General features: G+C 34.1%; 19 protein-coding genes and 2 pseudogenes. 15 read left to right on the top strand and 6 right to left on the bottom strand.

Annotated features, from left to right (window positions below):
- Positions 1-881: 881 nt before the first annotated feature.
- Together OPS21_RS04920 and OPS21_RS08165 are read left to right on the top strand one after the other, a co-directional pair.
- On the top strand, positions 882-2,300 hold the full coding sequence (locus tag OPS21_RS04920) for an AAA family ATPase (protein ID WP_264336875.1): 1,419 nt from the start codon (positions 882-884) through the stop codon (positions 2,298-2,300).
- A gap of 233 nt (positions 2,301-2,533) precedes the next feature.
- Positions 2,534-2,632, top strand: a pseudogene (locus OPS21_RS08165) (Holliday junction resolvase); the annotation flags it as partial.
- A gap of 243 nt (positions 2,633-2,875) precedes the next feature.
- On the opposite strand, the gene OPS21_RS04910 reads toward OPS21_RS08165, so the two are convergent.
- Complete coding sequence (locus OPS21_RS04910; RefSeq protein WP_264336305.1) at positions 2,876-4,153, bottom strand: IS4-like element ISWpi18 family transposase; 1,278 nt, start codon at positions 4,151-4,153, stop codon at positions 2,876-2,878.
- A 108-nt stretch (positions 4,154-4,261) separates the two neighbouring features.
- On the opposite strand from OPS21_RS04910, the pseudogene OPS21_RS04905 reads away from it, so the two are divergent.
- A pseudogene (locus OPS21_RS04905) lies at positions 4,262-5,200 on the top strand (IS4 family transposase); the annotation flags it as partial.
- A gap of 345 nt (positions 5,201-5,545) precedes the next feature.
- Here the strand turns inward: OPS21_RS04905 and OPS21_RS04900 are convergent.
- Positions 5,546-5,701, bottom strand: a complete 156-nt coding sequence (locus OPS21_RS04900) for a hypothetical protein (RefSeq protein WP_264336876.1) — start codon at positions 5,699-5,701, stop codon at positions 5,546-5,548.
- 610 nt (positions 5,702-6,311) lie between these two features.
- Between OPS21_RS04900 and OPS21_RS04895 the strand changes: the two genes are divergently transcribed.
- The 3 genes from OPS21_RS04895 to OPS21_RS04885 all read left to right on the top strand — a co-directional run bounded on the left by OPS21_RS04895 (position 6,312) and on the right by OPS21_RS04885 (position 10,608).
- A complete protein-coding gene (locus tag OPS21_RS04895) occupies positions 6,312-7,583 on the top strand; it encodes an MFS transporter (protein WP_143689067.1) in 1,272 nt (423 codons plus the stop codon).
- Positions 7,584-7,649: 66 nt separating this feature from the next.
- Positions 7,650-8,993, top strand: a complete 1,344-nt coding sequence (gene radA / locus OPS21_RS04890; protein WP_063631202.1) for a DNA repair protein RadA — start codon at positions 7,650-7,652, stop codon at positions 8,991-8,993.
- Positions 8,994-9,639: 646 nt separating this feature from the next.
- Complete coding sequence (locus OPS21_RS04885) at positions 9,640-10,608, top strand: transposase (RefSeq protein ID WP_264337272.1); 969 nt, start codon at positions 9,640-9,642, stop codon at positions 10,606-10,608.
- Between the two features lie 614 nt (positions 10,609-11,222).
- On the opposite strand, the gene ftsY is transcribed toward OPS21_RS04885, so the two are convergent.
- Complete coding sequence (gene ftsY / locus OPS21_RS04880) at positions 11,223-12,134, bottom strand: signal recognition particle-docking protein FtsY (protein WP_127464245.1); 912 nt, start codon at positions 12,132-12,134, stop codon at positions 11,223-11,225.
- Between the two features lie 177 nt (positions 12,135-12,311).
- On the opposite strand from ftsY, the gene iscU reads away from it, so the two are divergent.
- The 4 genes from iscU to OPS21_RS04860 are packed head-to-tail and all read left to right on the top strand — an operon-like array spanning position 12,312 to position 15,417.
- Positions 12,312-12,695, top strand: a complete 384-nt coding sequence (iscU, locus tag OPS21_RS04875) for a Fe-S cluster assembly scaffold IscU (protein WP_007302620.1) — start codon at positions 12,312-12,314, stop codon at positions 12,693-12,695.
- Between the two features lie 5 nt (positions 12,696-12,700).
- Positions 12,701-13,087, top strand: coding sequence for a HesB/IscA family protein (locus OPS21_RS04870; RefSeq protein ID WP_006012614.1), 387 nt, complete (start codon positions 12,701-12,703; stop codon positions 13,085-13,087).
- Positions 13,080-13,538 (top strand): iron-sulfur cluster co-chaperone HscB C-terminal domain-containing protein, encoded by a 459-nt coding sequence (locus OPS21_RS04865; RefSeq protein ID WP_264330518.1) that lies wholly within the window; start codon positions 13,080-13,082, stop codon positions 13,536-13,538. Before OPS21_RS04870 ends, OPS21_RS04865 begins: the two co-directional genes overlap by 8 nt.
- On the top strand, positions 13,516-15,417 hold the full coding sequence (locus tag OPS21_RS04860; protein ID WP_264337271.1) for an Hsp70 family protein: 1,902 nt from the start codon (positions 13,516-13,518) through the stop codon (positions 15,415-15,417). Before OPS21_RS04865 ends, OPS21_RS04860 begins: the two co-directional genes overlap by 23 nt.
- A 3-nt stretch (positions 15,418-15,420) precedes the next feature.
- Here the strand turns inward: OPS21_RS04860 and lepB are convergent, their stop codons facing one another.
- On the bottom strand, positions 15,421-16,206 hold the full coding sequence (lepB, locus tag OPS21_RS04855; protein WP_264337270.1) for a signal peptidase I: 786 nt from the start codon (positions 16,204-16,206) through the stop codon (positions 15,421-15,423).
- A gap of 199 nt (positions 16,207-16,405) precedes the next feature.
- Between lepB and OPS21_RS04850 the strand changes: the two genes are divergently transcribed.
- On the top strand, positions 16,406-16,762 hold the full coding sequence (locus OPS21_RS04850; protein WP_265027574.1) for a TrbC/VirB2 family protein: 357 nt from the start codon (positions 16,406-16,408) through the stop codon (positions 16,760-16,762).
- A 5-nt stretch (positions 16,763-16,767) separates the two neighbouring features.
- Here the strand turns inward: OPS21_RS04850 and OPS21_RS04845 are convergent, their stop codons facing one another.
- Together OPS21_RS04845 and OPS21_RS04840 are read right to left on the bottom strand one after the other, a co-directional pair.
- Complete coding sequence (locus tag OPS21_RS04845; RefSeq protein WP_264337269.1) at positions 16,768-17,766, bottom strand: pyruvate dehydrogenase complex E1 component subunit beta; 999 nt, start codon at positions 17,764-17,766, stop codon at positions 16,768-16,770.
- A gap of 60 nt (positions 17,767-17,826) precedes the next feature.
- On the bottom strand, positions 17,827-19,158 hold the full coding sequence (locus tag OPS21_RS04840) for an ankyrin repeat domain-containing protein (protein WP_264337268.1): 1,332 nt from the start codon (positions 19,156-19,158) through the stop codon (positions 17,827-17,829).
- Between the two features lie 325 nt (positions 19,159-19,483).
- On the opposite strand from OPS21_RS04840, the gene uvrA reads away from it, so the two are divergent.
- The 4 genes from uvrA (at position 19,484) to OPS21_RS04815 (ending at position 26,227) form a co-directional block, all read left to right on the top strand.
- Positions 19,484-22,285 (top strand): excinuclease ABC subunit UvrA, encoded by a 2,802-nt coding sequence (uvrA, locus tag OPS21_RS04835; RefSeq protein WP_264337267.1) that lies wholly within the window; start codon positions 19,484-19,486, stop codon positions 22,283-22,285.
- A gap of 44 nt (positions 22,286-22,329) precedes the next feature.
- Positions 22,330-23,034, top strand: coding sequence for a ComF family protein (locus OPS21_RS04830; protein ID WP_264337266.1), 705 nt, complete (start codon positions 22,330-22,332; stop codon positions 23,032-23,034).
- A 494-nt stretch (positions 23,035-23,528) separates the two neighbouring features.
- A complete protein-coding gene (locus OPS21_RS04820) occupies positions 23,529-24,587 on the top strand; it encodes an ankyrin repeat domain-containing protein (RefSeq protein ID WP_264337265.1) in 1,059 nt (352 codons plus the stop codon).
- 305 nt (positions 24,588-24,892) lie between these two features.
- Positions 24,893-26,227, top strand: coding sequence for an AAA family ATPase (locus OPS21_RS04815; RefSeq protein ID WP_264337264.1), 1,335 nt, complete (start codon positions 24,893-24,895; stop codon positions 26,225-26,227).
- Positions 26,228-26,304 lie beyond the last annotated feature (77 nt).

Here is a 26,304-nt window from a genome sequence, read left to right as displayed (position 1 = left end):
CTGTAGATAGGTTTTTTGTCCAACAAATTTATATACACGCAAATTCGTCCGAAATTTTAAGGAGTCAGGTTTGAGATTACGATGATTTTAGGCAGTTTAGGTCAGTTTAGATTATAAAATGAAATCTCATTAAGCTGAGAAGTAGTCTACTGTAGGGGAGTTTAACATAATTCAAGGTTACAAGTCAAGCAAACTACTATAATATCATAAAAGGCTGCTCCTTGGCTGATTTTGAGTGTTTCTTAGTTTAGAGAAAAAACCTATTATTATAAATAATAAAAATAAGGTATATAATAATACCCTATTTATATTTTATATTTTTCACTTCTATTTATTTTTTAATTTTGTAGATAGCTTTCTAAAAAAAGGAGGTGAAAATTGGAGATAGAAAACGTTAAATTCTTTTTAAAAAATTTTCTTTACAAGGCATGAAAACCGCGTTAAACTTACATGTAAGTTTCTTTTGTGATAATAAGATTACTTAAAATACCTTTTAGTTGAGTTTAGGGTTGTTTTATAAGCGATCTTTAATCAGTGGGGTATATACTTAAAAATTGTAGCTAGCTTTAAAACGTAGATTTTAGCCTTTCTTCCTTTAGTCGTTAAATTTCTATTCTGTTTATAGTATAAATACCCTTGAAATTACAGTGTATTCCGTTCAAAATTTTAGCCAATTTATTGAGTATTCCGGAAAAAGAGGATAACTGATCATGATTTGTTTGTTCTTTAGGCATAGGTATCTAAAATTACAGAAATGAATCATTTTTTCTACATCTAAAGTTTATGTACCGCTTAAAATGGAGACAAAGATCTAAATTTATTTATTTACGTCTCCAATTTTATCGCGTATAATGGAGACAAAGATTTATATTTCGTATTTTATGTCTCCATCATTTATTGGTAGGCAAACTGAGTTAAAACAACTACTGGAGCTTACAGAAAAAAATACTGCATCTTTTGTAGTAGTCAAAGGAAGGCGTCGCATAGGAAAAAGTCGTTTAATTCAAGAGTTTGGTAAGTATTTCGAGCAATATTATTCATTTATAGGTCTGCCACCAGAAAAGCATACTACAACATCCTATCAGCTTAATGAATTTTCTAGACAAGTTGCTAGACAATTTAATACATCTTTTGCTAGGTATGATGACTGGAGCGATTTACTATGGGCAGTTGGTGAACGTCTACTATCAGGAAAAACGTTATTGCTGTTTGATGAAATTTCTTGGATGGGCTCAAAAGATCCAACCTTTTTAGGCAAAATAAAAAATTTTTGGGATACGCAGCTAAAAAATAATAACAAGCTAATTTTCGTTGTTTGTGGATCAGCTTCATCCTGGATCGAGAAAAATATACTTAGCAGCACTGGTTTCGTAGGAAGAATATCGTTAACTTTAACACTCGGAGAATTATCGCTTTCTGATTGCAATCAATTTTGGCCAAAAAACATTTCAGCATATGAAAAGTTCAAGGTGCTTGCAGTAACTGGCGGAATTCCAAAGTATTTAGAAGAGGTAAATTTTAAGCATAGCGCTGAAGAAAATATTAAAAGGCTTTGTTTTACAAAAGGTGGGTTTTTAGTTGAAGAATTTAATCAAATATTCTCAGATTTATTCATGCGAAAAACGGCTTTTTATAAGCAAATAGTCAGAGCTCTTTCTACTGGAGCTAAAGAACAAGAAGAAATTTGTGCTACTTTAAATATCGTAAGACATGGACGCATTTCTGAGTATCTACATGAGCTTGAGCTTGCTGGTTTTATTGCAAAAGATCATACTTGGAGTATAAAAACTGGTACTGATTCACGACTCAGGAGATACAGACTTCAAGATAATTATTTAAGGTTTTATCTAAAATATATCGAAAAAGATCTAGGGAAAATTAGTCGTGACACCTATTCTATAGGGTTCTTACCAGAGTGGTATACAATTATTGGGCTTCAATTTGAAAATTTGGTGCTGAACAATAGAAAGAGCATACATAATATCTTAGGGATTGATGGAATAATAAGCGAGAATCCATTTTTTCAGAAGAGAACGCGTAATAATGCAGGTTGTCAAATTGATTATATGATTCAAACGAAGTTTAACACTCTCTACATTTGCGAAATCAAATTTTCAAAAAGTAAAATTGGTCATTCGATAATACAGGAGGTACAAAAGAAAATAGATACACTAAATCGTCCAAAAGGCTTTTCATGTCGTCCAGTCCTTATCCACGTCAATGATGTAAGTGATGATGTTATAGATAGTGGTTACTTTTCACATATAATTGATTTTGGAGAATTATTAAATTATAAGTAATGTTTCCTGCTCTATCTGACTCAAAAAAACAGTAGTTTCTACAGTTATTCTTAAGTTTATAGAGTTTGCTAACATTAGTATCTTTAAAACATTTTAGAGGGTTATTATAGCGTTATCGGTGATCTAAATAATGGGCTGTTTTTATCAAAAGCTCATGTAATCTTTTCTAAACTTAAATAAACAGTTATTTCCAAAATGGAAACAACTCAAATAGTAAATTAGGGTAGGATTTTGAAGCTGTAAAGAAAAAAGGGGGTTCACCTCGAGACGACAACGAATCTGATGCTTTAGCTTTAATGTTCTATATTAGTAAAGATATTAATAGCTCATAGAAAGTGGGTCCTTTCGTCCATACTAGCGGATTTGGTGGTGCTGACCCCACTGCCATTAAGTTAAGGGAAAGAGAAGTTAAGATTGGACAAAAAATTTGAAGTGATTGATAATTATGGTAAATACTAGGGTGAATTTTTAAGAAAAGGGAGTCTGAAAAGTGCAAGTTATTTAAAAAAGTAATAATTGCAGGTTATTTTGCAAAGAATGTACTAATGCAATGATACTGAAAAGATATCTTGAATTTAAAACACATGTTTTCTAGCTCTTTTCTGGTAGTTGAGTGAACGAATATCAGATATCTTATGACGATCAACTCTTCTCCCTTTTCTCACCACTAAAGTGTTCATCAAAAATAACTGTGATAGTCGATCCATAATGCAGTCTATGTCTGACTCTGTAGAAAAAATATCAAAGGCTAAGTTTTTAATCGCATTAAATGAGACAGATTTATTGATGCTTTTTTTTAGTTTACTATTCTGTGCGCTCAATGTCTCTTCATCATCTTCTATCATGATACTTTCTAGATTACTGATGAAGATAGTTGACCAAAAATCCTGCTTGATAGTTTCAATACTTTTTCCTGTGAAATTCTCTAAATTTAATCTTCCCTTCAGCCTAGAAAAAAATGTTTCTACTCCCCAGCGCAAGTAATATAATCTCTCAAACTCTTCAACTGTAAAACGTTTCTCATCTAACAGAGATGTTACTAACACTTCAACTTCGCCAGAAGAAAGTATTATTTTGACTAACCTGAATTTCATCTCATCAGGTAATCCTAGCTTTCGTAGCTGTCTTGCTACTTTAATAGGTGCGGTAGACACTACCACCGTACTAGATGGGCTTTCCGGCTTAAACATAGCGTTTATTTCATTGAAAGACGAACTTGAACAGCGAATTATATAATTGATTTTCCTTCCTGTAAGCTCAGCAAGAAATCGATAAGATACGTATCCTCTATCACAGATTAACAAATCGTCTGATTTTATGGATTCAAGCATACCGATTGCTAAATCAACCTCATAGCTGTCACCTCTACTTAGCACAGATTTTATTGCAATATTATTTAGCACATCGTAGCAAACTTCAAAGGTTGCACTTGTATAGTCTTCAAATCTCTGGATTCCATTCCATACTGCTCTTGAGCCAAACTCACCTATTATTTTGTCGCTCTTTGGCAGAATCAGTATTGAAGCATCAAATGCAAGTACTCTGAAGCCATGGTGGGTTTTAAATTCCTGATCTTGGTAGTATAGGGAAACTATATCATCATTTAACTCTGAAAACGCAGTATGCTTTAGCTTCTTTCTTGCTTGAGTAAATGCACTTGCCGTAATTGTATAATCTTTTCTTGTATGCAGAACAAACTCATTAAGCATCACTTGTAATGACTTTACACTCTTTCTAAAAATCAGGAGAAATACATTAACGAAGGGCAGCTTTCTTTTTCGTGAGAAGTCTTTTGAGGATGCTCTGTGTGCGTTTATAAAGTTTAAACTCATCAATTTATTTTTTATAAACATGATTATTCTTTTTTTTACTCATGTCATTACTTCTTTTAATTTGTGGATCTTACCTGATTTTATAATACAGTTCATCACTTTTCCTTAACTTAATGGCAGTGATTATAGATTCTGCCAAAGAGCGACAAAATAATAGGTGAGTTTGGCTCAAGAGCAGTATGGAATGGAATCCAGAGATTTGAAGACTATACAAGTGCAACCTTTGAAGTTTGCTACGATGTGCTAAATAATATTGCAATAAAATCTGTGCTAAGTAGAGGTGACAGCTATGAGGTTGATTTAGCAATCGGTATGCTTGAATCCATAAAATCAGACGATTTGTTAATCTGTGATAGAGGATACGTATCTTATCGATTTCTTGCTGAGCTTACAGGAAGGAAAATCAATTATATAATTCGCTGTTCAAGTTCGTCTTTCAATGAAATAAACGCTATGTTTAAGCCGGAAAGCCCATCTAGTACGGTGGTAGTGTCTACCGCACCTATTAAAGTAGCAAGACAGCTACGAAAGCTAGGATTACCTGATGAGATGAAATTCAGGTTAGTCAAAATAATACTTTCTTCTGGCGAAGTTGAAGTGTTAGTAACATCTCTGTTAGATGAGAAACGTTTTACAGTTGAAGAGTTTGAGAGATTATATTACTTGCGCTGGGGAGTAGAAACATTTTTTTCTAGGCTGAAGGGAAGATTAAATTTAGAGAATTTCACAGGAAAAAGTATTGAAACTATCAAGCAGGATTTTTGGTCAACTATCTTCATCAGTAATCTAGAAAGTATCATGATAGAAGATGATGAAGAGACATTGAGCGCACAGAATAGTAAACTAAAAAAAAGCATCAATAAATCTGTCTCATTTAATGCGATTAAAAACTTAGCCTTTGATATTTTTTCTACAGAGTCAGACATAGACTGCATTATGGATCGACTATCACAGTTATTTTTGATGAACACTTTAGTGGTGAGAAAAGGGAGAAGAGTTGATCGTCATAAGATATCTGATATTCGTTCACTCAACTACCAGAAAAGAGCTAGAAAACATGTGTTTTAAATTCAAGATATCTTTTCAGTATCATTGCATTAGTACATTCTTTGCAAAATAACCTGCAATTATTACTTTTTTAAATAACTTGCACTTTTCAGACTCCCTTTTCTTAAAAATTCACCCTAGTATTTACCATAATTATCAATCACTTCAAATTTTTTGTCCAATCTTAACTTCTCTTTCCCTTAACTTAATGGCAGTGGGGCCATCGTTTACCTTCCTTTTGTATTTTTTGTTGGGAATGCTTGAAATCTCATGATTTTTGGAGTGAGATGAATTTTTCTTCTGAAGCATCACATAGCTTTATTTCAGCTAAAAAGAAATAATTGGAAGCATTTTGGGCTTTTTTTGCTAGTTTTTCACATATAGGTTGAGTATACTAAGATTCTTGCTATTTTCATTGATAGACTTACATAGTTGAGTGTCAATTTCTGCAATATTAATTTGCTCTTCTACATCGATCTCAACATTTTTTGGAATGGCCCTTTGTAACAGCTCCTTTTGCAACAGTGGTACCTTTTAATTTTCTGGCACAGATTTTTCAACTTCCCGTTGCTTTTATAGAATGTAAAAAGGCTATTCTTGCTTATGAATTCAACTATATACAGCATAATATCGATTAATCTTTTCTTTAACTTATTTTTCCAACCTTTCAATCGTTATCTTTAATCAATTATATTTTTCCATTTTGTAGATTAAAAAAATTTAGCTTGTCCTTTTCAAATCACATTAGCATGACTTACCTTTTTTTGGGTCTAGTAATTCTCTAGGAATTGTCCTCTTGAATTCTATGCTACTTTGTTTAACATTGACGCATGATTCTGGAATCCAGGAGTTTTTTTTGAGCACAAAAGTTACTCTAAGTTTTTGCTGACAAGAAAGGCTGGATCCCAGTGTCGGAGCACTGGGATGACAAGAAAAGGAGTACTGGAATGACAAGAAGGACATTCCACCATGTCATTCCAGCGCATGACCAGATTTTCTTATTTGATCCTAGACTGGCTGGTTATGCAAGTTCCAATTTTAATAATATTTACATGTAAGCCATACGCTTGAGTTGCAAAGTTCTAAAAAGCAGCCAAAATAAAAATAAGTAGACATTTACAAATTAAACTAAGTGTACAATCAACAAACAAGAGTATTGATTGCAACAATACTCTGTAGAATCGCAATATGGTATGACCATATGCTCTTTATTGATCTGGTTAATATAATTAGTAGAGAATTTTGTTATGCAAAAGATATCTACTACAGCATATTGCAATTGTTTGGAATTGCAGGACTGGGCGCTATGGTAAGACCACTTGGTGCATTCGTATTTGGTCACATTGGTGATAGGTATGGAAGGAGAATGGCGTTAACGATTGCTATCTTGCTAATATCGATTCCTTCTAGTCTCGTTGCGTTTATTCCAAGTTATAGTAAAATAGGAATAACCTCTACTATGTTGCTTCTTACAATCCATCTGATACAAGGGGTTGCACTTGGCGCTGAGCAAGGAGGTAGCTCTGTTTATCTCATAGAGCATTTACCTAATAAGAAAAAACTAGGAATGTTTTTTGGAATAATAAGTTTTGGTCGCTCCATTGGCATATTGCTCTCTGTCGTTGCAGTGATCATCTGTAAAAAAACCACTGATTTTAACGCTTGGGGTTGGAGGCTGCCGTTTATTTTTTCAGCCATTTTAGGATTAATAAGCGCATGTAGTATATATACACTAGGAGAAACTCCAGCGTATGAAAAAAATCGAGAACAAAGAAATTTACCTAATGTACCAATAATAGAGCTTACAAAACGCTATAAAAGAGCCCTGATACTTGCCATTTTAATATCTGTACCTGTTAATGTTGCTGTTGGATTTACCATATTTCTTAGAACAATTGCAAAAGAAATAGTGTCTGTTGAAACTTATGTAACAACGTATGTCAACGAAGTTGTACTCATTATAACCAGTATATTAATGCCGATATCTTCAATAGTGCTTGGAATTTTAGCTGATAAAACAGGAAGAGAACGCACTGCAATCTTATTTATAGTGATAACAATGGTAATATGTTGTCCTATGTTATCTATTGCATATTACTATAAAAGCTACCTAATAATTATGTTGAGTGTGATGGCTCTTTCTATAATCGAGAGGGGTATTAATCCTATAGGGATAGTTACTGCTGAGCTTTTTCCTACTAATGTTAGATTTAGTGGTGTGAGTTTATCACGTAACATTTCTTATGCCCTGCATGGTGGATTTACTCCTATGATATGCACTTGGTTTACTATAATGTTTCCTAAAATAGACTTTGCTGCTGGGCTTTATGTAATTTTTTGCTTATTAGTCAGCTTAGTAGCAATATTGCAAATAAAACCACAAGATAAAAAGTGTGATTGGTAATTTTCTCTATTTAAATTTATTTCACTTATTTAGCTAATTTTTATTACAATTATAATTTTGGCTTTTATGAAAACTGCATACGTATGTCAATTCTGCGGTCATAGCACTGGAAGGTGGGTAGGAAGGTGTATTGCATGTGACAGTTGGGATACGGTTGTCGAAGAAATAGTACTAAAAACAGAAACGAGAAGTACATCTGCACCAATTTCAATAAAAGCGTTATCAGATAGTGAAATTATTACCCCCGATCGTTTTTTAACAGGAATAGAAGAGTTAGATAGAGTTTTTGGTGGAGGTATCGTTCAAGGTGCTAGCATTTTAATTGGTGGTGAACCTGGAATTGGAAAATCTACTCTTTTGCTTAGGATTGCAGCTAATGTTGTACAACTTTCCTCTTTTGAATGTCTTTATGTATCTGGCGAGGAATCTTTAGAGCAAGTGAGCCTCAGAGCAAAGCGTCTTAAGATAAATGAACCTAAAATTAAGCTTTTATCTACAGTATCTTTAACTGATGTAGTAGCAACAATAAGGAAAAATAAAAGTATTAAGTTCTTGATAATTGATTCTATACAAACTATGTATGATAGCAAAGTCACATCAGCACCAGGAACTGTAACTCAAGTCCGTACCTGCGCTCATGAATTGACTGTTCTTGCAAAGCAATATGGTGTTTCTCTCTTAATAGTTGGCCATATAACGAAAGATGGACAAATAGCGGGACCTAAAACCCTGGAGCATATGGTAGATACAGTACTATATTTTGAGGGTGAAAATAGTAATCAATATCGCATTTTACGTACTATTAAAAATAGATTTGGCCCTGCAAATGAAATTGGTGTTTTTGAGATGTCTAAAGCAGGACTCATGCCTGTTGATAATCCATCATCATTATTCTTGACCGTACATGATAGAGAAGTAGTTGGCAGCGCCGTATTTGCAGGAGTTGAAGGCTCAAGACCAATCTTAATGGAAGTGCAAGCATTAATAGCAAGGACTAATATGGCAACTCCAAGAAGAGCAGTAGTTGGTTGGGATATTAATAGATTAGCTATGATAATCGCGGTTCTAAGTGCTCGTTGTAAAATGTTTTTGCATGATAAAGAAGTATACCTAAACATTGCGGGAGGACTCAAAATACAGGAACCATCAGCTGATCTTGCTGTTGCTGCTTCCCTTATTTCAAGTTTAGTAAATTTACCGCTACCAACTTCTTCAATAATCTGCGGTGAAGTTGCACTTTCAGGAGAAATTAGAAATGTTTCGCATGCTGATCTCAGACTAAGGGAAGCACAAAAGTTAGGATTTAAAAAAGCGATTATGCCTAAAAATGGCAATTATTCTTCTCATGATATTGAGATAATTAAGCTTGGTCATATAAAAGAGTTAAAAGAGGTCTTCAATCACAATTAAATATTATCTGCATGAACATTTTGCTTGTGGGAAGGATGTCATCCCAGCTTCCATAATGTCATCTGAGTAGGTGACATAGGCTTCTTTTTTTCTGGATTCCAGTGTCAAGCACTGGAATGACACCATCATACCTGTTGGAGTATGTATGTAGCCTTATCTCACACTCCTGTCATGCCAGTGCCCAGACACTGGCATCCAGTCTTTTCGTCATCAAAAACATTGTAAAGTGTTTAGCTGGATTCCAGTTTCACGCACTGACCATTTGCTGTTTTTACTCATAACTACCTTGCCTGAACGAATACGAAAACAAGTAGCTAATTATCGCATAAAAAAAAGAAGATATAGAATATCCTCTTTTTTGTTATTAAAGATACATTAAATCTTGATTGTGTATTTCCTCTGCTATAAGCAATAATTTTTCGCTCTCATCAAAGAGACTTGTATCTTCAAGGAGTAAGGCATTGTAGCTAAAATGTCTTGCAGGGAAGGTGAAGCCGAAAAGAAACTTATGCCAAAAAGGCTGACGAAAAGATTTTGCTCCCTTCCCATATAGAGTTAAAAGACTGAACAGTATCTTTGGAATTATATCCCGTATCACAAGGTTAGTCTAACTCTCAACTTTATTTATAGTTTTGGAGGCTGGTTTATGCAAACAAATGTTATTTTAGGTGTAGATATTGCTAAAAAAAAATTTGATGTTTGTTTATTGATAGGCAGTAAAGAGCGACATAAAGTTTTTCATAATAATCAAGAAGGTTTTGCAAAACTTGTAGCTTGGTGCAATAGACATGGAGTAGATTTTTTTCATCTATGTCTGGAAGCAACAAGTTGTTATAGTGAAGATATAGTGAATTTTATGTATGACCTGGGACATAATGTAAGTTTGATAAACCCAGCTCAAATCAAAGCTTTTGGCAAAAGTGAGCTACTTCGAAACAAAACAGACAAATTAGATGCTGCCAAGATTGCTAGGTTTTGTATTGCCAATAAACCTAATCTTTGGAAACCTACTCCTCCTGAAGTTAGGCGTTTAAGAGATCTATATCGTTGTTTGCAAGCACTTAAAGACGACAAGTTACAACAAATGAATCGCTTGGAAAATAAAAATATGGATTCTCGTTGTAAGCAAGCTGTACTTAAGGTAATTGCTACAATAGAAACAGAAATTTCTGCTATAGAGGAAGAAATTAATGAGCATGTTAATAATTACTCACACCTAAAAAATATGGTAGAAAACATCAAGACCATAAAAGGTATAGGGTATCTTACTGCTATTGCTGTGATTGCAGAAATGCCACTTGTTGATAATTTTGATAATGCTAGGCAATTTACAGCTTTTGCTGGTCTAAATCCTGAGCATTACCAATCAGGTTCATCCGTAAATAAAAAAAGTCGAATATGTAAAATAGGATCAGAGCGTATTCGTAAAGCTCTTTATATGCCAGCTATAGTAGTAAAGAATTATAATTCTTACTTTCAAAAGTTTTGCCAACGTTTGAAAAATAAAGGAAAACTTCCAATGGTTATAGTTGTTGCATTAATGAGAAAGCTAATGCATGTGTTTTTTGGTATTCTAAAAAATAATCAACCGTTTGATTGTAATTTAGTTAAATAACTTGTTGACGTGAAGGACAGTATCTTTTTGCGCTAGCTGCTAATTTCTCACTAATTTGTGGTAGACATTGTCATAATATACTCCTTAAATTTTTAAAATATATTTATGTTAGTATACAAGTATCAATATTACATTAATATAATTACTTTTTAGGCATGAGTGACAAGCTGAAGTGGTTTTTAATTACTCAAAAAACAGAAACGTTTCTATTTCCTACACTTTCTAAAACCATAGGTACCAGTTGGTTTTTAGCTAAAGTAAAGGTCAAGTATCTGGAATTCTGGACATAAAATCCTCCTGTATAAAAAAGAGTTAGAAAAAAAATGCAGTGCACATAAGACAGATATACACTGAAGAATACATTTTTTAATAAGTTTGATTAAAAAGTCTGCAGACTAAAGATAGATTTTGAGCTCTTAAAATATCTCTATTTGTAATTATAATGAGATTGAAAATATGCGGAAGTAATTTTTATACGTTAACGGCTCACCCAACCCACTTGCAATCTGGATCCCAGACTGGGATGGCAAGAAAAGGCTACTCGGATAGGAAGTACTGGAATGACACCATCTAAAAATTGAAGCTTGGTCATATGAAAAAGTTAAAGGAAATCTTCAATCACATTTAAACAGCGCTTCAGCAAACTCTTTGCCAGTAAATTCCCTCAGGTCTTCTATACTTTCACCAATTCCTATAGCGTGTAATTTCACCTTATAAGCTTCTGCAAGCCCAATCACTACTCCACCTTTGGCAGTACCATCTAGCTTTGTTACAATTAACCCGGTAACACCAACCATTTTACTAAAGGCCTCTAATTGGCTATAAGCATTTTGGCCAGTAGTTCCATCAAGAACTAAAATAACATCATGAGGAGCAGTATCATCCAATTTCTTTATCGTTCTATGTATTTTTGACAGCTCTTGCATGAGATTTACATTGTTTTGTAGCCTTCCTGCTGTATCAATTAAAACAACATCAACGCTATCTTTTATCGCTTGACTTACAGCTCTATATGCCACACTTGCAGAATCGCTACCGTGCTCTCCAGTAACAATAGAGCAATCAGAACGTTCTGCCCAAATATTTAATTGCTCACTCGCAGCAGCTCTGAATGTGTCGCACGCAACAAGCATAACGGATTTCCCTTTTTCCTTATATTTATAGGCAAGTTTACCTATAGTTGTAGTTTTTCCATTACCATTCACTCCGCACACCATTATTATGTGTGGTTTTTTATTCAAAATGAGCGGCTGCACTACAGGGTTTAATATCGATTCTATTTCGCTCATTAACTGCTGTGTGATAACGCTATGCTCAACTTCTGATTCAAATTTGATACTTGCGAGCTTATCAATAAGCAATCTAGAAGTTTTATGACCTATATCCATGCTAATCAGCAGCTCTTCCAGATCATCTAAAAGCGACTGATCTAATTTTTTTTTGCCAGAAAAAATATTTTTTACTCCATCACTAAAACGGGAGGAGGTTTTTAATAGTCCTTGATAAAGATTACTGAATAAACTCAAGAAATACTCCTTCTAAAATTACCATATAAAGAATGACATGCACTATATGTATTTGTAAAGTAAATACACTCGTAACCTATATATTTTGTGAGTAAAATGTACCGCTTGCTAGTGTATTTTACTTTAGTTTTTAACCTAAATATGTTATAATGTAAGTAATGGTTTACGGGTAGTTCTATGAGTTATAATGAGAAAATTTTAGATCATTACGAAAATCCAAGGAATGTTGGTTCTCTGGATAAAAATGATCCAAATGTTGGTACTGGTTTAGTTGGTGCACCATCATGCGGAGATGTAATGAAACTGCAAATAAAGGTCAACGATAAAGGTGTTATTGAAGACGCAAAATTTAAAACTTTTGGTTGTGGTTCTGCTATAGCTTCAAGTTCTTTGCTTACAGAAATGATCAAAGGAAAAACTATTGAGAATGTAACAAAGATAAAGAATACTCAAATAGTGGAAGAATTGTCTTTGCCGCCAGTAAAGATACACTGTTCAGTACTTGCTGAGGATGCTATAAAAGCTGCTATTCATGATTATCAAAATAAACAAAAACATTGAGGAATATGAGTGAATTTCAAGGAGTAAATTCTGTTAAAAAACCTATCACTCTAACTGCAAATGCAGTAGAGAGGGTAAGGTTTTTATTGGACAAAAAGAAGCATGCTAACCTTGAAGAAGCAATAGGAATAAGAGTTCTAATTAAGCAAAAAGGATGCTCTGGTTTAAAATATGATATTGAGTATGCATATGATGTTCGTCCTTTGGAGTCGGTAATTGAAGAAAGCTGCAGTGATGATCAAAAAGTCAAGGTGCTGATCGATCCAAAATCTATCATGTTTATCCTTGGCTCTGAAATGGATTATGTAGAGGAAAAATTCTCATCAGGTTTTATTTTCAAAAATCCTAATGAGAAAGGAAAATGTGGTTGTGGAGAGAGTTTTCATGTCTAGCAACCATTTCACATTATTTGGAATTGAACCGGCTTTTAACATCAGCTTTGATGAGCTGGAGAAAAAATATATTGAGCTAAGCAAAACTGATATAAATGAAAGAGAGTCCAAAAATATGGAAAATATCAACAAAGCTTATCAGGTACTGAAGTCACCGCTAAAGCGTGCCGAACATTTGTTGGATCTTTTTGACGTAAAAAGCAAAAAAGAGCATCTTGATCCTGAAATATTAAATGAATCAATGGAAATAAGAGAATACTTTCTAGACTGCGATGATTTACAATTTGCAAGTAGGATGATTGATGAAAAGGTAAAAGATTGTACTAAAAACCTAATTAATGCTTTTGCTACAAAAAATTTTGATGAAGCTGCTACGCAAGTTTTTAGATTGAGATATTTATATAAGTCATTTGAGGAGATGAAGGAAAATGCGGCCAGTTCAAATTTCTGAACCAAGTTCAAATGAGGTAGTTTTTGGTATAGATCTTGGAACTACTAACTCTTTAATTGCCATGGTAAATAAAGCTGGCAATGTAGAAATATTTAAAGATGAGCAAGGTCGTGAACTATTACCTTCTGTCATTTCATATGAAAAGGATGTACTAAAAGTAGGCTACGATGTTGGCGAAAACGCTATCTGCTCTATAAAACGCTTAATGGGTAAAAGTGTTAAAGACTTGCATAAAGAAGGTATCAATTGTGAAATAGATAACGAAAGTGAAAAAGTTATTAGGGTAAAATGCTCAGAAGAAAAGTATCTCACTCCTATTGAGATCTCTGCTGAGATACTAAAAACTCTATGCAAGAGGGTAAAAAAATTCACAGGGATGAAAGTTAACAAAGCAGTGATCACTGTGCCAGCTTATTTTGATGATTCAGCGCGTAATGCAACCAAATATGCAGCGAAATTAGCTGGTATAGAGGTTTTGCGCCTTGTTAATGAGCCAACCGCTGCAGCACTTTCTTACTCCATTGAAAAGAACAATAACAGTGGCATATATGCAGTTTATGACCTCGGTGGTGGAACATTTGACATTTCAATATTAAAATTACATCAAGGAGTGTTTCAAGTTCTTGCAGTTGGTGGTGATACTAAACTTGGTGGTGATGATTTTGATCATCTACTTAGTTTAATCGTGCTTGAAAAGTATAGAGAACAGGTAGGTTTAAATAAAAAATGCTCTAGTGTCATCCCGGTGCTCCGACACTGGGATCCAGAAAGTTTGATTGCAAGTGAACACACCAGAAAGTTATATAATAAGAACTGGATTCCAGTGTCAAGCACTGGAATGACACCATCTTATACAACTACCTACAAATTACAACATTCATACACTAAAACTGGTATCTGCAATATACGTGCTATAAAAGAGTACCTAAGTGAAAATGCATCTGGCACTTTTGAATTCAGCATCAATGGTGAATTATTTAAGTGCAAAATTACCAAAGAAGAATTCGAGCAAGCAATCAGTCCTTTGGTTAATAAGACTATAAATATAGTTACTCGTACTATAAGCAACATAGATCTTAAAATCGATGATATAAAAGGGGTAATTTTAGTTGGTGGCGCAACTAGAGTGCCATTAGTGCAAAATTCACTAATCAAACTCTTTGGCAATAAAGTGCTGAATGATGTGGATCCGGACAAAGCAGTTGCCAATGGGGCAGCTTTGCAGGCTCATTATTTAACTTCAAACTCAAAAGATAGGAATATTCTCCTTGATGTGCTGCCTTTATCACTTGGCATAGAAACTATGGGGGGAATAGTTGAAAAAATTATACCAAGAAATACACCACTACCAGTTTCAGAAATAAAAGAGTTTACAACTTACGCTAACGGGCAAACAGCAATGAAAATTCACGTTTGTCAAGGAGAACGTGAAATGATAAAAGATAATAAATCTCTAGCACGATTTGAACTCAAAGGTATACCACAATTGCCTGCAGGTTCTGCAAAAGTTGAAATAGGATTTACAGTTAGCATTGATGGAATATTGACTGTCACTGCAAGAGAAAAAACTACTGGAGTCGAACAGACAGTTGAAATAAATTCAAGCTCTGGCTTAAGTGAAGAAGATATTCAAGATATGGTCAATCAGTCAGTAAGTAACTTTGATGAAGACATGAAGGCTCGTTCCCTTGCAGAGGCTAAAATTAACGGTAACAAGCTCATACATCTAGTTGAAAATGTTTCCACTGAGCAAAAGTTAAAAATTTTACTACAGAACGCAAAAGACGCTTTACAGGAAAATGACTTAGACAACATTAATAATGCTATCTCTGAGTTAGAAAACTCTGCTTTAGAATTATGCGAATCAGCAGACAGATAGAGTTCATAAAACTTTGTGAAGTACCCTGTTAAATCTCAGAGCAATAGGTAACCTAAAATCAAACGGCAACCAATCAACTTTGCCTAATTTAAACGATAAACCAACCATGCTTACGCGCCCAACTATATTTTCAGTTGGTATTAACCCAATTTCAGAAAACCTGCTATCAAAAGAATTATTTCTATTGTCTCCCATAACAAAAAATTGATCATCAGGCACATAATAAACTGGAGTATTGTATGATAACTTATTAGAAAGATTATCTATTAGAATTTCATGCTCCTTGCCGCTTGGGAGTGTTTCGATGTATCTTGCTATATTACGCTTTGACTCATAATCAAAAAAATTTTCAATTTGTCTTCGCTTTACTTTCTGATCATTTAAATATAACTCCCCCTCTATCATTTGCACTTTATCGCCCGGTATTCCTATTACCCGCTTAACAAATCTAATGCTGTCATTTCTTGTAGGCTTGAAAACTATTATATCACCACGCTCCGGAGGGGTATAAAAGATTCTACCGCTAAAGATGTTTGGAGAAAATGGAAAAGAGTGTTTACTATAACCATATGAATATTTACTAGTAAAAATATAATCTCCCTCAAGTAGAGTGCTTTTCATTGAACCAGAAGGAATATGAAATGGCTCAAATAAAAAACTACGTATTGATAGCGCAATTAGTAGCAAAAAAAACAGTGAAGATAAAAACTTTCTCGTTCTTGCTATCCGGTTCTCTCTCAATTCTTTCAATTTTATTTTCTTTATAAATTTAAGCTTATCATAACACATAAAAGTGGTAATGTGAAATTTTACTCATGGGTGTTATTGCTCTTTTTCGAAAGTCGAAATAAGTTCTCAAGTAATTGGCAATGATTGACAACCAATAGACATCGTTTGCTATGTAATATTGTATAAATCACAATGCTAGTTTTACTGAAAATTATACTATTTTAGATATAATTATAATATTTAAACTTAAGGTATAGGGATGAACCCTACAATTAGAAAGGTTTTTTGCATTCTACTTATAGTATTATTTATTTCTTTTTCTCACGCTGGAAGTGCTAATACTAATACTGATACTGATACAACTGCTCAAGTAATATGTAATATTATTGGTTACGTTTGGGGAATAGGTGGACCGCTTATGACCGTAGTGATAATAGGAGCAGCCTTACTTGCGATATTTGGTAGAATGCCGTGGCCTGCTCTTTTTGCACTTGGTGTATTTTGTGCTGTGTTTTTTGGCGCTAAAACTATTGTCATAAAAGTAATGGGTGGTATAAACTCTACAAATGCCTCTTTTATGGAAGAATGTGGAACGGGAAAGAAAAAAAAGGGTTAATAGGGCTATTTATTTCTAAAGCAGACTTGGTGCACAGCTTCAACTATATCTTCCATTTGTGGTAATGCTTTCTTTTCTAAATTTGTAGCATAAGGTAAGGGGACATCCTTGCCGGTTACCCGTACAACTGGAGCATCAAGATAGTCAAATCCTTGTTCCATAACCACAGCCGAGAGCTCTGCACCTATTCCTGCAAATGGCCAACCCTCTTCTACACTGACCAATCTATTAGTTTTTTTAATAGAATTAATAACAGTTTCAGTGTCAAGTGGCCTTAGGGTTCTAAGATCAATAACTTCAGCTTCTATTCCTTCACTAGAGAGTAAGTCTGCTGCATTTAACGCATCCATTAGTTTCAATGAAAAAGCAGTGATAGTTACATCCTTTCCTTCCCGTATAACAGCAGCTTTGCCTATCTCAAGTAGATAATCTTTATTTGATAGCTCAGAGTCAGGAACTTCATGCTCATGTCCATAAGCGATCTCGTTTTCTAGAAATATTACAGGATTAGGGTCACGAATTGCAGCTTTAAGCAGACCTCTGCAATCGGAGGCAAAGTAAGGTGCTATTACTTTCAACCCTGGAACATGCGAATACCAAGATGCAAAGCACTGAGAATGTTGTGCTGCAACTCTTGCTGCAGCACCATTTGGTCCACGAAACACTATAGGGCATCCAAGTTGTCCACCTGACATATAATTTGTTTTTGTTGCAGAATTCACAATTTGGTCAATAGCTTGCATAGAAAAATTAAAAGTCATAAACTCAACAATAGGTTTGAGCCCAGCAAACGCTGCTCCAACAGCAAGACCAGCAAATCCATGTTCGGTAATAGGTGTATCAACTACCCTATTTTCTCCGAACTCTTTCAGTAATCCTTTTGTTACTTTATAAGCACCACCATACTCTGCAACTTCTTCACCCATGATAAATACATCAGGGTCATTTTGCATTTCTTCTCTGATTGCTGTGCATAACGCTTCTCTTACACTTAAGCTTGCCATTTGTAAATCTGTAAATTTCAACTGAAATAACTATATCAAAATTACCAGGAAGCGCACAAGTTAAGTTTTACAAGCATCATGTTGCATTGAGCATTGAATACTTACTTCTTTTAATTCAGTAGGTTGCGGTGATAGTGCGTATGTAACTCCACCGACTATCAATGAAGACATCACAGAAGTTGCAATCATCAATAGAATTGGTAATTGGAAGGCTATACTAAAGGCAACACCTACTGTCAACATGATTGCAAAGTTTACAGAAGCAATTTTTAAGAAAGACAGTTGTCCTTTTTCTGTTTTTTCTAGTAATACTTTATTTGCTTTGGTTTTGCTTAATTCACTATTAAGTGTTGTATTTTTACTTTTTAGATCTTGTATTTGTTGTTTTAGTGATTGATTCTCTTCACTGAGTTTATCAAGTATTTCTAACCGAGTCTCATGTCCAGCTAAGTCACTCTTTAACTTTTCTAGTTCTTTCTCAACATGTTTTAATTCTTTACCTGGCTTTTCTAACTTCCGAATTTGTCTATCTTGCAGCTGAATTTGAGGTTGCAGACTTTCTAAAATTTGGTCATCAACTTCATTAGCTGTCCCGTCGTGATTTATTTCGGAGCAGAAAGAAGTATCAAATGTAGCCTCAGACTCTAGACCGCTGTCGTCACTACTAACGCTTTCACCAATAGGAGTCTGTTTACCACTACATGTAACACTTCCTCTTTGCGGTGACTCAAATTTTTCTACAATATTCTTAACACCAGCATGTAAGTATTGCTCACTTACTATATTGTCACTACTTCCACACGTAATGGGAGCCTGTTCACTACTACGTATGGTATTGTATTGTTTCACAGAATTTATAACATCTGCTGATATATCAGTTTTTTTCTTATGCTTTACATAAAAATTTTCTTCTGCTTCCTCTAACATTTGTAATATTGCTTCCTTATTTTCTGTATTGCCTACCACCTCTCTTGGAGTCTTATTTTTGCTTTTTAATGAAGGATTCACTCGATCATCACTTAGTAGTTGTTTTACCATGCTTTCATGTCCACAAGAAGTAGCAATATGCAAAGCAGTTAGCCCATCATTTTTAGAACCATCTTTTACTCGAGCGTTAACACTTGCTTTCTTTTTTAGTAAAAGTTCCACTATTAACATATTGTTGCATGCTGTAGCAAGATGTAACAACGTCCAATCTTCTGCAGCTTCTTCTGAAATTTTTATACTAAATTGATGTTCTTTACTAAAATTTTTACTAAACTTGTTGTACTCTCCTGCATCTTTTCCTTTTAACTCATTCTTTATTTTTTCAAGTAAATTATCTTCATCCAAATCGCTACTTTCACTTACCTCATTTATTATTTCAAAAAACTTCTCCTTCTCTATTGCCATAACCTTTCCCTCTAAATTTATTTTTATCGCTGCATAATCTCACAAAAAAGTTAAATTTATCAAAATTCTATATTTTATATAAAATAAAATTTCCTGTTTCCAAAAATTGGTAAGCATGTTTTTGATGAGATTGTAGAAAACATACTTTTATGACACCATTTGTTGTACGAACTAACTTGGCGAAAACAGATGTTTATATAGTTGTATGGCAAAATGTTTTGCACTAGTTGTGCTACTTCGTTTTCCGTAATAGTTGAAAAAATTAGTAGAAAGTTGTTGTAAGTTTATGTATTTTGAGGCTGTAATGGTCAAAGGTACATGAAGTATGATCAGAGTTAAAGGTGCAAGAGAGCATAATTTGCAGGGTATTGATGTCAATATACCAAAAAATAAGTTAGTTGTTATAACTGGACTAAGTGGTTCTGGTAAGTCTAGCCTCGCATTCGATACGATTTATGCAGAAGGCCAACGCCGATACGTCGAAAGTCTATCGGCTTATGCACGTCAATTTCTTAATATTCAAGATAAACCAGATGTTGAGTCAATCACAGGCCTCTCTCCTGCAATATCAATTAATCAAAAGTCGATCTCAAAAAATCCAAGATCAACTGTTGGAACCGTTACTGAAATTTACGATTATGTACGTTTGATATATGCACGAGTAGGAATACCTTATTCGCCTGTAACTGGGTTGCCAATAACGAAACAGGCTGTATCTCAAATTGTAGATACTATTATAGCATTACCTTTAGAAACTAAAATATATATACTTGCTCCTATTGTGCGTGGCAGAAAAGGAGAGCACTTCAAAGAGATATTGGAAATTAAAAAGCAGGGTTACGTGAGACTAAAAATAGATGGTGAAACATACAATATAGATGACTTGCCTAAACTCGATAAAAACAAGAAACATGATATTTTTGTTATTGCAGATAGAATCTCCATATCAGATGATATAGGAAATCGACTACCAAGCAGTGTAGAATCAGCATTGAGGCTGGGCCATGGCTTAATGTATGCAGAAATAGTGAACTTACCTGATAACCACAATTCCGAGTATAAAAATGGTCAAACTTTAACTTTCTCAGAGAATTTTGCATGTCCTGAGTCTGGCTTTACTCTTGAAGAAATAGAGCCAAGATTGTTTTCTTTCAACAGCCCCTATGGTGCGTGCAGTTCATGCAATGGGCTCGGTAAGAAAATAAGTGTTGATGCAAACCTGATAGTGCCAGATGAAATGCTTTCAATATCTGAGGGTGCTTTAAAGCCAGTTGGTCAAATGCATGCAAATTCTGGGTCTCTAAGAAATGCAATTCTATCACTAGCTGAAAATTGCAAATTTAGCCTTGATATTCCGTGGAAAAATATAGATGAAAAAGTGAAGGATTTGATACTCTTTGGCTCTAGAGAACTGAAATTTCAAGGCTTGGTCAGTATCCTAGAACACCAGATGGATTATAATGAAGCACTTATTGAGAAATATTGCTCTATCATGCACTGCAAGGAATGTGCTGGCTATAGATTGAGAAAAGAAGCACTTACAGTGAAAATTGATGAAAAACATATAGGTGAAATATCAAGGCTTAGCATCGATGAATCCCTTAAGTGGTTTGGAAATTTATCAGACAGACTTACAGAACAACAAAGGCAAATTTCAAATAAAATATTAAACGAAATAATCAAAAGGCTGACATTTTTAAAGAATGTAGGGTTAAATTACCTTACACTTGACCGTGAATCTAGTACTCTCTCTGGCGGTGAAAGTCAGAGAATCAGGCTTGCTTCGCAAATTGGCTCTGGTTTAACAGGAGTGCTATACGTGCTTGATGAGCCCTCAATTGGCCTTCATCAATGTGATAATGATCGATTAATTGCCACACTTAAAAATCTGAGAGACATGGGTAATACCGTGATTGTTGTTGAGCATGATGAAGACACAATAATGGCTGCTGATTATGTGATTGATATTGGCCCTGGAGCTGGTGTAAACGGAGGAAAAATCATTGCAGAAGGAACACCAGATCAGATACAAGAAAGCTCAGAGAGCATAACAGGGCAATATTTGAGCGGAAAGAAAGAAATCTTAATTCCAGAAAGAAGAAAACAAGCAACTCAGTTTATAAAGGTAGTTAATGCGTGTGAGAACAATTTAAAAAATATAAATGTTGAATTTCCTATAGGGAATCTCATTTGTGTTACTGGAGTATCAGGAGGAGGAAAATCAAGTTTAGTGATAGAAACACTATATAAATACTCAGCACAGAAGATAAATCATTCACCTGCAAAGCATGGTAAATGCGATAAAATAGAAGGCCTTGAGTATATAGATAAAATTATAGAGGTTGATCAGTCACCAATTGGTAGGACCCCAGCGTCAAATCCAGCAACATATGTTGGTATGTTTACTCACATCAGAAATTGGTTTGCAGGCCTCCCAGAATCGAAAGCACGAGGTTATAATATAGGCCGATTTTCATTTAATACCAAGGGGGGAAGATGTGAAGCTTGTAAAGGTGATGGGCATTTAAAGATCGAGATGCATTTCCTACCCGATGTTTATGTGAAATGTGAGCAGTGTAAAGGACGGAGGTATAACCGGGAAACGTTGGAAGTTACTTACAAGGAAAAATCAATCTCTGACGTACTTAATATGACAATAGATCAAGCATGTGACTTCTTTGAAAATCTTCCAATGGTAAAGGAAAAGTTGATTTCTTTACAGGAAGTGGGGCTTGGCTATATAACGCTTGGACAGTCATCAACAACTTTATCTGGGGGTGAAGCACAACGAATAAAGCTATCTAAGGAACTATCAAAGCGATTTACTGGCAGAACATTGTATATTCTTGATGAGCCTACAACTGGATTACATTTTGAAGATATAAATAACTTACTGAAAATACTCCATAGGTTAGTTGATTTAGGAAACACTGTTATAGTTATTGAGCACAATTTACATGTTATAAAAACTGCTGATCACATAATAGATATTGGTCCAGAAGGAGGAGTAAAAGGTGGCAAAGTGGTTGCTGTAGGAACTCCAGAAAAAGTTGCACAGACTCCAGAAAGCGTTACAGGCAAGTATCTTAAAACGTATTTATTAGATCAAGTACCTCTTAATCACTAGATTATGAGGAGTATTTTGAAAGGTATATCTAATATATTTTATTCATGAACCTTCTCTTACTAAAAAAAGCTACAGATCTCATATTTCCAACCGTATGCGTAAGCTGTGAATGTATAATTAATAAAAGTTATGATTTATGTAGTGAATGCAATAAAAAAATCAATTTCTTAACTAAGCATTATTGCAATGTTTGTGGTGTAGTAATTCCAGATAGTTTTTATACATGCGGCAAATGCATCAGTAATCCTCCGCCATTTAAAGTATTAAGATCAGTTTTTGCCTACGATGAACATAGCAAAAATATGATTATAAATTTTAAATTTTTTGATAACTTAAACTACATGAAAGTCTACGCAAAGTGGATGTACAAAGCTAACAAAGACATGTTTCAAAATGCAGAGGTCATAATTCCCATACCGCTACATAAAATACGCTTATTTAAACGTAAATATAATCAAGCAGCATTGCTCGCGAAGGAATTAAGTAAGTTATCTCATTTATCTTATACACCATTTGCAATAAAACGTATTCGTCACACTGTACCTCAAGCTGGTCTTTCACTTAAACAGCGTGAAAAAAATTTGAGAAAGGCTTTTAAAATAAGCAACAGCGAAATTATCAAAAACAAAATCGTGGTATTGGTTGATGATGTAGTAACAACTGGCGCAACTGCAAGGTCTTGCTCTCAGGAAATTTTAAACTCTGGTGCAAAAGAAGTGAGGGTGTTATCGCTTGCAAGAACTATATGAAAATCAGCTTTAAGGTATAATTTTCATTTTTGAAAACTGTTTAGTGTCTTAGTAATAACTTCTATATCATTCCTCTTAAAAAAAAGTCTAGTTATAGTGTATACTGAGTCTATAATTATAGCTCTTTTTCTAATAGTTCGAATAGCTGAATATTCTTTCTGGCTCAATTTTTTATAACAAACCAATGGTTTGATTAAAATCAGGAGAATATGGAGGCAGATATATAATTTCAGCACCGACATTTTTTTATCTCTGGATTATATTAGAAATCAATATTGTACAGTCAACATAAATTTTTTACTTCCGTGTTTTTTCTGTTGTTGTTTATAATGGCTATAGTTACATCACATATTTCTTCCAATTAAATGTATCAGTTATTTATTGTAAATTACTGACTTTTTCAATGGTTTCTTTTTCTAAATAATTCCTAAAAATGTGTTTACTTTTGTTTGTAATTGTGTAGTAACTGCATCGTAAAGTTATAGGAGGTAAAGATGAATTTTGAAAATCTAAAAAAAATATTAAGTGCAATTGATAAAGATGCAAGTGTAAATAAAGATAATGTAGTTAATAAAATAAAAGAGGTATTACAAAGGGAAGATGCAACAGCGTATCAAGAGTGGGAAAGTAAAAATTTTAATGTAAATCATATATTTACCCAAAGTAATCCTTATGCTAAATTTACATTGTTAATTGCAGCTGCTGCAGATAGTTGTAAGGATTTAGTGAATGTTTTATTAGATAGGCATGCGGATGTTAATGTAGAAGATGAAAATAGAGAGACTGCTTTGCATCATGCCGTTTATAGTGGATGTGTAGGTGTAGTAAATGCTCTACTGGATAGAAGTGCGGATGTTGATGTGAAAGATAGAGATGGTCGGACTCCTTTGCATTATGCTACTATATATAACCTCATAGACGTAGTAAATATTCTACTAAAAAGAGGTGCGGATGTTAATATAAAAGATAGAAATGTTTGTACTCCTTTGCATTGTGCCACTAAAAATAACCTCGTAGAGGTAGTAGATGCTCTACTATACGGAGGTGCGGATGTTAATATAAAAGATGAAAATGGTTGTACTCCTTTGCATTATGCTGCTGCAAATGGCTATATGGAGATAGTAAATGCTTTACTAGACAGAGGTACAGATGTTTATGAGAAAGATAATTTGCAGAAAACTCCTTTGTATTATGCCATTATAAATCGCCAAGAAGATACGGTAGAGGATATAGAAAGGTTTTTGAAAAGCAAGGTAGTAGGAGGTAGTATTATTGTTGGTGGCTTAGTTGCCATGTTAGGGAATTTTGTAGCATCGACGCTTTTTATAACCAAGACAGTGGAAAGTACATTAACATCTGTTACGGCAGCAATAGCTGTATCTGCATCAACAGCATTAACATCTGGTTATGCTAAATATCTAATGTCAAAATTCGATAACGAAATAAAAGAAATAAAAGAGCGACAAAACGTAATGGAAGGGAGGCAAAGCTTAACAGAAGGGTGGCAAAGTGTAGATCTACAAAGCATATGTATACATAATGCTCTTTCGTAAATTTTTACTTCCGCACTTCTTTAGTGTTGCTTATAATAACTATAGATTTAGATCTTAATTAGAGGCTTTAATTACCTACTTTAAGTTATTGAATTTCTTATCATATCATCTATCATTCCAGTACCCTGGAATGATAGAAAAAGAACACTGAATTAAAAATACAACATACCATCTTATATCTTAATACTGCATAATACCTCGATCATAGATTGATTAAGGATGCCTTAAGTTAGTCTTGCTTTACTATGAAAAGCTTGTACTCTTTAAATGTATTATTTATAAATTAACTGTTTATAAGCTAAAATATGTCTAATAGAGCTAATATAACTTTTTTTATAGCTGGTGCTATTGCTTCCCTTACATTAATTACATCTGGAGTTTTTGCTGTAGCTCCTTACGTTGCATTTTTATCTTCAGTTGCAGCTTTAAATATAGCTCCCCCTGTTATTTTTATTTTATTTGCGCTTTCTGCAGTAGTAATTGTGTTTTCATATAAAATGATTAAACAAAATAAAAAATCTCAAGAAAACTCGAAAGCTGAAGTCGAAGAGCCGAATAAAGGGTTAAGGAAAGAAGAAAATAAGCTAACTCCAATTAAAGAAGAATTAGAAGATGGAAAGGATAAAGAAAATAAATACGGGTTTAGTGGTCTAGAAGAAAAAGTCCATAGAATTTCAGAGAATTTTGCAACGAAAGATGAAGTGGAGGGGTTAAAAAAAGAGGTTAGTGATCTTTCTGCAAAGTTAATTAATAGTCCTGCAACAAAAGATGAAGTAGAAGTAAAGCTGAAGATGGAATTTTATGCAAAAGATCAGGAAAGAGGGTGGAATACAATACTTGATAATATTATATTACCAAGTGACATAAAAGAAAATTTGAGAGAGATTTGTAAATCAAAAAGCGGAGGATATCTCTTAAATGGTAAAGGAGGGACTGGTAAGAGTAGTATTTGTGAAGCGATTGCGAATGAAATTAAATCTCAATTTGCTGTTATACGTATTTCTGCATCTTCCTTATGTAATATATCGAATATAGATCAAGTTTTTGAGAGGGCAAGAAAAAACACTCCTTGTATAATTATTATGGAAGAGATTGACGGCATTGGTCTAGATCGCAAGGGTGGTAAAAACAAGAATGTAGAATCTTTAACTCATTTACTCGATAAATTGAATAAAACCTTTCTTGAAGAAAATATAGTAATTGCCACAACTAATTGTGCGAATGATTTAGACGGAGCACTAGTTAGACATGAACGCTTGAGAAACATTGAGGTTCCTGGGCTGGATAAAGAAAGTACACGTAGGGGAATACTAAAAGAATATCTCAAAGAATTAAGCCCTCTAAATATTGAAACTATTGTAAAGAGTACTAATGGTTTTTCACCAGCAAATCTGATTGGTTTAGCCAAGTATATACGAGAGGAGAAAAGTAAAGGCAAAAGCACTCCTATTTTCACTTTATGTGAAAGATTTAAGAAGGAACATAACATTGAAGATAAGAAGAATGAGAAACATAGTAACGGAAAAACTAAAAACAAGGATACAAGGCTATCATCTGGAAGCTTATCTAGAAGTTCATCAGTAAGCTCTTCATTGAGTGATGTATCTTCTCGAGGAAGTAAGTGGCAAATCGAGGAATAAAGAGAATTACTACACAGTCTGGGATGACGCCATGCAAGTCGAATCATGTCATTCCAGTGCTTGACAATAGTTTTTAT

Origin of the sequence: Wolbachia endosymbiont (group B) of Chorthippus parallelus (genome assembly GCF_947251815.1) — a bacterium.
Classification (GTDB): domain Bacteria; phylum Pseudomonadota; class Alphaproteobacteria; order Rickettsiales; family Anaplasmataceae; genus Wolbachia.
Note: the sequence above shows the minus strand (reverse complement) of the source record. Positions and strands in the feature narration are given on the sequence as shown.